Below are 8,399 nucleotides of genomic sequence, written 5' to 3' on the forward strand. Positions count from 1 at the left end.
TGTCGCAAGACTGCTGTCAGTTGTCGCCAGACTCTCGCCGCAATGCCAACAGCGTACACCCGAACGCCCGCAACATCGCCGCCGAAAACGCACTCTGCGAGCTGTACCCCACCTGCGCCGCAATCTCCCCCATCGGCAGCAAGGTCTGCACCACCAGGCGCCGCGCCTTGAGCAAGCGCCGCTGGCGAATGTAGTCCATCGGCGTCATCCCGCATTCCGCCGTAAAGCGTGCATGCAGGCGGGCACTGGACAACCCGGCGATGCGCGCCAGGTCAGCCACTTGCAGCGGGTAGGCGGCATGCCGCTCGATATGCGCATCGAAGGCGGCATAGGGCAGGCGCTGGCTGGCTGCGACGCTGGCTGCCACCGTGGGGTTGAGGCTGGCCAGCAGCAGCGCTGCCCCTTGCCGGGCAATCAGCGGGTCGTGCATGGGGCTGGTCGCCAGCCAGTCCACCAATTGCTGCTGACGCTCGTCCAGGCCCAGTGCGGCGGGGCGGTCGAGCAGGCGGCGGCTGGCATCGGCATGTTCGCCCAGTTGCTCGCGCAACCAGTGGTCCCCTGGTACATCCAGCACCAGGCAATCGCTGCCGCCATCGCTGGCGCAGGTGTGATGGGCGCCCGCCGGTACCACGATCAGCCCCTGTCGATCGATCCCGGCGCCATGCCCCTGCACCTCGAACTCCAGGCGACCGCGCAGGCCGAACACCAGTTGCGGGTGTTCGTGGCTGTGGGCGATCAGGCTGTCGCGGTAATGGCGCAGCGAGAGGATCGGGCCGGCGGTCATGGGGAGAGTCGTCCTCGCAGGGCAGAACCGCATTGTGCCTCATTCCCTGCAGTCCATCACTCGTAACGGTTTTGCCACCGCGCTGTCATCCGCGGCTGCCAGTCTCCAGCAAACTGCGCCGGAGCCTGCCCATGACCCATGCCGAACTGTCACGTGCCTCGCGCAAGCAACGCGTGCGTACCCTGTGGATTTCCGATGTGCATCTGGGCACCCGCGATTGCCAGGCCGAACACCTGTCGCGGTTCCTGAAAGGCTACCAGGCCGACCGCATCTACCTGGTGGGCGATATCATCGATGGCTGGAAGCTGCGCGGCGGAATCTACTGGCCTCAAGCCCACACCAACGTGATCCGCCGCCTGCTGACCATGAGCAAGCGCGGCACCGAGGTGATCTATGTCACCGGCAACCATGACGAATTCCTGCGCCGATACTCCAAACTGGTCCTCGGCAACATCCAGCTGGTGGACGAAGCCGAGCACCTGACCGCCGATGGCCGCCGCCTGCTGGTGATCCATGGCGACCAGTTCGACGTGATTACTCGTTACCACCGCTGGCTGGCGTTCCTCGGTGACCGTGCCTACGAGTTCACCCTGGTGCTCAACCGCTGGCTCAACCACTGGCGTGCCCGCTATGGATACGGCTATTGGTCACTGTCGGCGTACCTGAAGCACAAGGTCAAAGGCGCGGTGAACTTCATCAGCGACTTCGAGGATGCCATTGCGCACGAGTGTACCCGCCGCGGTTTTCATGGGGTGGTGTGTGGGCATATCCACCATGCCGAGATTCGCCAGGTAGGGGAGGTGGAGTACCTCAATTGCGGGGATTGGGTGGAGTCGTGCACGGCGCTGATCGAGCATTGGGATGGCACGATCGAGCTTTATCGGCTGGCGGAGGCGCAGGCGCGTGAAGCGCAGGCCGCGGCGGCGATGCGCGAACCGGCGTAGGGTTTGAGAGCCCTGAGGGCTGCGTTGCAGCCCTTTCGCGACACAAGGCCGCTCCTACAACGACCGCGTGAACCCGGAATTTATGCGGACCTTGTAGGAGCGGCCTTGCGTCGCGATGGGCCGCAAAGCGGCCCCAAAAAATCTACAGGCTGATCTTGCCCAACAGGATATCCCTGAACATCACGAAATCCCCGAACAGGCTATACAGCGGATGGGTAAAGGTCGCAGGCCGGTTCTTTTCGAAAAAGAAATGCCCGACCCAGGCAAAGCCATAGCCGAACACAGGCAAGGCCAGCAGCAGCAACCATTTGCCACTGCCGATGGTGTAGGCCAGCAGGGCAATCACCAGGCTGGTGCCGACGAAGTGCAGGCGGCGGCAGGTGGGGTTGCTGTGCTCGCCAAGGTAGTAAGGGTAGAACTCGGCAAAACTGCGAAAATGCGCTGTGCGGTTCATGGCAGTGCTCCGGGATTAATACTTCTGGACAAGATGCACGGCGTGGAGCCTGAATCGAGTCTAGAGTGACTGGCGAGGCCTATCAGTGACAATAGGCGCCAATTGAATATCCTTGGGGTTCACCGCAGGAGCGGTCAGCATAAAATGCCTGTCATGAGCGAAAGAACCACGTCAGCCAGCTGGGCATCAGGGATCGTGAAGGCACTCGAACTGGAAGGGCTGGACTGCCGGGCCATGTTCAAGCAGCTGGGGCTGGATTTCGCTGCTCTCGACGACCCCGATGCGCGCTTCCCCCAGGACTCCATGACCCGGCTGTGGCAACTGGCGGTGGAACTGTCGGGCAACGAGGCCATAGGCCTGAACATGGCACGGGTGGTGCGCCCGGCGTCGTTCCATGTGGTGGGCTATGCGTTGATGTCCAGCCGCACCCTGGCCGAAGGCTTCGAGCGCCTGGTGCGTTACCAGCGCATCATCGCCGAGAGCTCCGACCTCAGCTTCGTCCTGGGCCCCGAGGGCTATTCGCTGATCCTGACCGTACACGGCGACCATCTGCCACCGACCCGGCACAGTGCCGAGGCATCGCTGGCCTGCGCACTGGCGCTGTGCAGCTGGCTCAGCGGCCGGCCGGTGCAACCGCGCCGGGTGCTGGTGCAGGGGCCGCAGCCAAAGGACATCGAACCGTACAAGGTGGCGTTCCATGCACCGCTGGTGTTCGGTGCACCGCACGATGCGCTGGTGTTCGAGCGCGCCGACATGGAGGCGCCACTGCCTACCGCCAACGAAGCCATGGCCATCCTGCATGACCGCTTTGCCGGCGAATACCTGGCGCGCTTCTCGGAAAGCCGGGTCACCCACCGCGTGCGCCAGGTACTGTGCCGCATCCTGCCGCAGGGCGAACCCAAGCGCGAAACCCTGGCCCAGGCCCTGCATCTGTCACAGCGCACCTTGCAGAGGCGGTTGCAGGAAGAGGGCACCAGCTTCCAGACCCTGCTCGACGATACCCGCCGTGAACTGGCCGAACAGTACCTGGCGCAGCCAGGCATGACCCTGCTGGAAACCGCCTACCTGCTGGGTTTTGCCGACCCCAGCAATTTCTATCGGGCGTTCCGCCGCTGGTTCCATGTCACGCCTGGTGAATACCGCGCCCGCCTGTGTGCGGAGCCCGAGGTGGTCAGTGACGCCAGAACGCCGGCATGCACAACACTAGCACGGTGATGATTTCCAATCGGCCGAGCAGCATGCCGCTGGCGAGAATCCACTTCGCAGCGTCCGGCAGTGTGGCGTAGTTGCCCGACGGGCCGATCACTTCACCCAGGCCCGGGCCCACGCCCGAGACCGTGCCGGCAGCGCCGGTCAGGGCGGTCATCCAGTCCACGCCAAGCAACGACAGCAGCAGCGCCATGACGCAGATGGTGATGGCGAAGAAGAACGAGAAGGTCAGGATCGAGCGCACGATTTCTTCGTCGAGGCGGTGACCGTTGTACTTCTGCTTGATCACCGCGCGCGGGTGGATCAGCTGGTTGAGGCTGGCCTTCAGCAGGATGTAGGCGACCTGGAAGCGGAAGATCTTGATGCCACCTGCCGTCGAGCCGGAGCAGCCGCCGACGAAACCCAGGTAGAAGAACAGCATGAGCGAGAAGTTGCCCCACAGGCTGTAGTCACCCAGGGCGAAGCCGGTGGTGGTGACCACCGAAGTCACGTTCAGCGCCACGTGGCGCAGGGCGTCGAGCCAGTGCAGGTTGGTGGTGGCCCAGTACCAGGTGCCTAGCACCAGCCAGGTGACCACCAGCATGCCCAGCAAACCCTGCACCTGCTGGTCGCGGATCAGTGCCTTGCGGTTGCCGCGCAGGGTCGCCACGTAAAGGGTGAAGGGCAGGCTGCCGAGGATCATCACCACCACCGCGACCCAGTGCACGGCTGGAATATCCCACTTGGCCAACGACTGGTCGGAGGTGGAAAACCCGCCGGTGGAAATCGCCGACATGGCGTGGTTGATCGCATCGAACGGGCTCATGCCTGCCCACCAGAAGCCCAGCGCGCCGAGGATCGAGAAACCGACGTACACCCCAACGATCGACTTGGCGACCATGTGCGAGCGCGGCATGACCTTTTCCGAGCGGTCGGAGGACTCGGTCTGGAACAGGCGCATGCCACCGATGCGCAGCAGCGGCAGGATCGCGACCGCCATGCCGATGAAGCCGATGCCGCCGAGCCAGTGCAGCATCGAACGCCACATCAGGATGCCCGGTGACATGTTATCCAGCCCGCTGAGCACGGTGGCGCCGGTGGCGGTGATGCCCGACATGCTTTCGAAGAAGGCATCGGTGTAGCTGATGTGCTGGGTCAGCAGGAACGGCAGGGCAGCAAACACGCATACCACCAGCCAGCTGCTGACGGTCAGCAGGTACATGTCGCGTGGGCGCAGGTGCACATGCTCGGGGCGGCCCTGGAGCACCAGGGCCAGGCCGGCGATGAAGGTGATCAGGCTCGACCAGAGGAACGACGGCATGTCACGGGTGCGTTCGAAGATCACCAGGGTCACCATGGGGACGGCCATGCTGACGGCGAGGGTAATCAGGAAGATGCCGATGATGAAACCAATGATCCTTAAGGTCGGCAACGCCATGTGATCTGCTCTGACTCGAAACGGAAGGGCGCCATTCTACCTATGGGTCTTGTGATGTAAACGCTAGAATGGCGGCACATTTACCTGCCAGGAGGGTAGCCGATGGAGGCTCTCGACGCATTGCTCAACCGTGTTTCCGTGCCACGCCTGACCGACCCGGCGCCCAATGCCGCCCAGCGCGAGGCGCTGTTCCAGGCCGCTCTGCGCGCCCCGGACCACGGCCAGCTGCGGCCTTGGCGCTTCCTCACCATCGAAGGCCAGGGCCGAGAGAAGCTGGGTGAATTGTTCGCCGAAGCGCTGCAGCACAAGGGGGACGCCAGCCAGGCTGCCCTGGACAAGGCCCGCGCCATGCCCCTGCGGGCGCCGTTGCTGATCGTGGTGATTGCCAAGCTGCAGGACCACTTCAAGGTGCCCAAGTCCGAGCAGCGGCTGGCGGCGGGCTGTGCGGCGCACGGCATCCTGATTGCGGCGCATGCCCAAGGTATCGGTGCAGTGTGGCGCACCGGGGACATGGCTTTCGATACCCATGTGCACAAGGGCCTTGGGCTGGCCGCGAACGAGGAGCTGATCGGGTATCTGTATGTGGGTACGCCGCTGACCGAGCCGCGTACGGCGCCTATTCTGGAAACCGCTGGTTTTGTCAGTGCCTGGGGCGAGTAACGCAGCCTTGGGCTGATTGCAGTATCAAGGCATCCGGCCCTTTCGCGGGTAAACCCGCTCCCACAGGTGTGGCGCAAATTTCAGGCCTTGTACAGTACTTGTGGAAAGGGCAGGTGCCTTTACAGCGCTTCAGCCGCCCGCTGCTTCCACAGGTGTGGCGCAAATTTCAGGCCTTGCACAAGTACCTGTGGGAGCGGGTTTACCCGCGAAGAGGCCGGGGGCATTTACATCACATCAACTGCCTGTCGCTTCAGTCACAGGCAACTCCAGTCGAGCCACAAAGCCCCCCTTCGGATGGTTCTCCAGCACCAGGCTGCCACCATGGCGCTCCGCCGCCTTGCGTGCAATCGCCAGCCCCAGGCCATGCCCCGGCGCTTCCTGCCCTGGCGCACGGAAGAACGGTTCCCCCAGCTGCGCCAAGTGTTCCGTCGCCGCCCCCGGCCCATGATCACGCACGCTGATCACGATACGGTCCTGTTCGCGCACGGCGCTGATTTCAATCGGCTGCCCCTGCGGGTTGAAGCGCAGGGCGTTACGCAGCAGGTTGTCGACGGCACGCTCGATCAGGGTTGGCCAACCTTGCAAGGTCAACCCCGGCTGCGCCTCCAGGCGCACGTCCTGCTCTGGTGCGCTGAGCTGGGCGTCCTTGCGCACGCTGCCGAGCAGGGCGTTGAGGTCGACCGGCTCGGCGTGGGCCTGTTCGGCATCGACCCGCGCCAGGGCGAGAATTTCGCTGATCAGGTCTTCCAGGCGGTCGCATTCGCGGGTCAGGCGTGGCCACAACGCCTCACGCTGCTCGGGCTCGGCGCGCTCGGCCAGGGCCAGGGCGATACGCAGCCTGGCCAGTGGTGAGCGCAGTTCATGGGACACATCGCGCAGCAACTGGCGCTGGCTGCCGATGGTGCTTTGCAGGCGCGCGCCCATCTTGTTGAAGTCCTTGGCCAGCACGCCGAACTCGTCACGCCGCGCCGCCAGCTGCGCCAGGCTGTTCTGCTGGTAAGTGGTCTGGCCCAGGTCATGCACGGCGCTGCGCAGGCGACTGAGCGGGCGGGTGATGGACAGGGTGACCAGCAGGCTGAACAGTGTCAGCACCACCAGGGCAATGCCCAGCGCACTGAGCGGCCACAACAGGCTTTCGCGGTGCCAGGCATCCAGCGCCGGGTGAGGGATGCGGTAGATCAGCAGGTACGTTTCGCCGGTGTCGGGGCTGGTGTATTCCTCGGTCAACCGGCGCCACGGCAGGCGCCGCTGGTCATTGTGCTGGCGTGCCTCGAAGGCCGCCGCACGGCGCGGGAAGGTGCCGGGCACCACGGCTTCGCCACTGTCGTCGAGCACCTGCACGTCAATCTTGTAGCGGTCCTTGCGCCGTTCCAGGAAGTGCTGTGCCGAAGCCAGGCCCTCCTGCTCGTAGTGCTTGGCCCACTTGCTGGCCAGGGTATTCAGGCCCGGGTGGCGGCTGAGGATCCAGGCGTCCTGGTTGAGCATATGGCCCAGCAGGATCGACAGGCCCGCAACCAGGGTGATGGCCAGCCAGAAACTGGCCAGGATGCGCCAGAACAGTGAACGCAAGTGCACCTCCTGCAAACAAGAAAAGCCCGGCTCGCTCTGAGGCGGGCCGGGCATCGGGCGGACAGCTTACTGGGCCTTGTTGCCTTTTTCAGCTTTCCAGGCCTGGAACTCCTGCCACTCGGCTTTCTGTGCGGCGCGTTCCTTCTGCAGTTCGTCGAACTTCTTCTGCTGCTCAGGCTTGAGCAGGGCACGGACCGCGCTGTCAGTCTTGTCGCGGTTGGCCTGCAGTTCGTCCTTCATCGCCTTCTGGTCGGCGGCCGGCAGTTTGGACAGGTAGCGCTCGGTAATGTCGCGGCGCTGTTTCATCTGTTCGCCCATCAGCTTGCCGATCTGCTGGCGCTGGTCACGGCTCAGGTCCAGCTGGTGGAAAGGCGCATCACCGCGATGATGTGGGCCGTCGTGGCGCGGGCCGCCTTCAGGCATGGCCATGGCCACGGTCGGCAGGGCGGCGGCGAACATCAGGGCGATAAGGGTCTTGCGCATGGTGTCTCTCCTTTCATGGGCCGGTGGTTACCGGATGAGCACAGTCTAGGGAGATCACCGTCAAGCGCGGTCAGTGGATGGTAAAGGCTCGGTAAAGATGTTCAGAGGCAGTAGTAATAGCCACGGCTGCGCAGGGCGACGATGCGCGGCCGGCCATCGGCGTGGGGGCCGATCTTCTTGCGCAGGTTGCTGACGTGCATGTCCAGGCTGCGGTCGTACAGGGTCAGCTTGCGGCCCAGGCCGATCTGCGCCAGTTCCTGCTTGTCCAGCGGCTCGCCGGGTTGGCGCAGCAGCGCTTCGAGAATGCGGCTTTCGGACAGGGTCAGGGTCATTTCGCGGCCATCGATACTGGCCACGCCACGGGCAGGGCTGTAGACCAGGTCGCCCAGTTCCACCTGGCTGGTGGTGGCGGTGGGGTGGCTGCGGCGCAGCACGGCACGCAGGCGAGCGGTGAGTTCACGCGGGTCGCAGGGTTTGGCCAGGTAGTCGTCAGCGCCCAGTTCCAGGCCGAGGATGCGGTCCAGCGGCTCGCCGCGGGCCGAGAGCATCAGCACCGGCAGTTCGGCATGCTCGCTGCGCAACTGCTTGAGCAGTTCCAGGCCACTGCCGTCGGGCAGCATCACGTCCAGCACCACGGCCGCCGGGGCATGCGTGGCCAAGGCATGACGTGCGCTCTGGCCATCGTGGCAGGCGCGCACGGTAAACCCTTCCTGGGTCAGCCAGCTGCCGAGCAGCTCGCACAGCTCCTGGTCATCATCTATCAGTAACAGCTCGCTCATGACTCACTCAATTCAACCATTGACGGCGGCTATTCGGCCCGCCAGTGGCAAAGATACCGCAGACTGATGGCAACAGTATAACTGCCGGTACCGCGCGGGC

Annotated in this window: 9 protein-coding genes; 3 read left to right on the top strand and 6 right to left on the bottom strand. The window is 64.3% G+C overall.

Annotation, left to right across the window (positions count from 1 at the left end; all coding sequences use genetic code 11):
* Positions 1–16: 16 nt before the first annotated feature.
* Entirely contained in the window at positions 17–784 is a 768-nt protein-coding gene (locus tag ACK1U9_RS02630; RefSeq protein ID WP_449109690.1) for an AraC family transcriptional regulator, read from the bottom strand.
* Positions 785–915: 131 nt separating this feature from the next.
* Here ACK1U9_RS02630 and ACK1U9_RS02635 point away from each other — a divergent pair, with 131 nt between their 5' ends.
* Positions 916–1,728 carry a UDP-2,3-diacylglucosamine diphosphatase gene (locus ACK1U9_RS02635; protein WP_085602243.1) on the top strand — a complete coding sequence of 271 codons (813 nt, stop codon included), beginning with the start codon at positions 916–918 and terminating at the stop codon, positions 1,726–1,728.
* A gap of 142 nt (positions 1,729–1,870) precedes the next feature.
* Here ACK1U9_RS02635 and ACK1U9_RS02640 read toward each other — a convergent pair whose 3' ends face one another.
* Positions 1,871–2,182, bottom strand: coding sequence for a DUF962 domain-containing protein (locus ACK1U9_RS02640; protein WP_046614649.1), 312 nt, complete (start codon positions 2,180–2,182; stop codon positions 1,871–1,873).
* A 153-nt stretch (positions 2,183–2,335) separates the two neighbouring features.
* Here ACK1U9_RS02640 and ACK1U9_RS02645 point away from each other — a divergent pair, with 153 nt between their 5' ends.
* A complete protein-coding gene (locus ACK1U9_RS02645; protein ID WP_046614648.1) occupies positions 2,336–3,397 on the top strand; it encodes an AraC family transcriptional regulator in 1,062 nt (353 codons plus the stop codon).
* On the opposite strand, the gene ACK1U9_RS02650 is transcribed toward ACK1U9_RS02645, so the two are convergent.
* Complete coding sequence (locus ACK1U9_RS02650; protein ID WP_046614647.1) at positions 3,354–4,808, bottom strand: TrkH family potassium uptake protein; 1,455 nt, start codon at positions 4,806–4,808, stop codon at positions 3,354–3,356. The two genes, ACK1U9_RS02645 and ACK1U9_RS02650, sit on opposite strands and share 44 nt — an antisense overlap.
* 102 nt (positions 4,809–4,910) lie before the next feature.
* Between ACK1U9_RS02650 and ACK1U9_RS02655 the strand changes: the two genes are divergently transcribed.
* Entirely contained in the window at positions 4,911–5,468 is a 558-nt protein-coding gene (locus ACK1U9_RS02655) for a nitroreductase family protein (RefSeq protein ID WP_046614646.1), read from the top strand.
* A 234-nt stretch (positions 5,469–5,702) separates the two neighbouring features.
* On the opposite strand, the gene ACK1U9_RS02660 is transcribed toward ACK1U9_RS02655, so the two are convergent.
* The 3 genes from ACK1U9_RS02660 to ACK1U9_RS02670 all read right to left on the bottom strand — a co-directional run bounded on the left by ACK1U9_RS02660 (position 5,703) and on the right by ACK1U9_RS02670 (position 8,299).
* The gene (locus tag ACK1U9_RS02660) at positions 5,703–7,043 is read right to left on the bottom strand and encodes an ATP-binding protein (protein WP_449109691.1); all 1,341 of its coding nucleotides are present in this window, start codon (positions 7,041–7,043) and stop codon (positions 5,703–5,705) included.
* 60 nt (positions 7,044–7,103) lie between these two features.
* Entirely contained in the window at positions 7,104–7,520 is a 417-nt protein-coding gene (locus ACK1U9_RS02665) for a Spy/CpxP family protein refolding chaperone (protein WP_025340137.1), read from the bottom strand.
* 101 nt (positions 7,521–7,621) lie between these two features.
* Positions 7,622–8,299 (bottom strand): response regulator transcription factor, encoded by a 678-nt coding sequence (locus ACK1U9_RS02670; RefSeq protein WP_046614644.1) that lies wholly within the window; start codon positions 8,297–8,299, stop codon positions 7,622–7,624.
* Positions 8,300–8,399 lie beyond the last annotated feature (100 nt).

Source organism: Pseudomonas sp. XP1 (assembly GCF_053557675.1).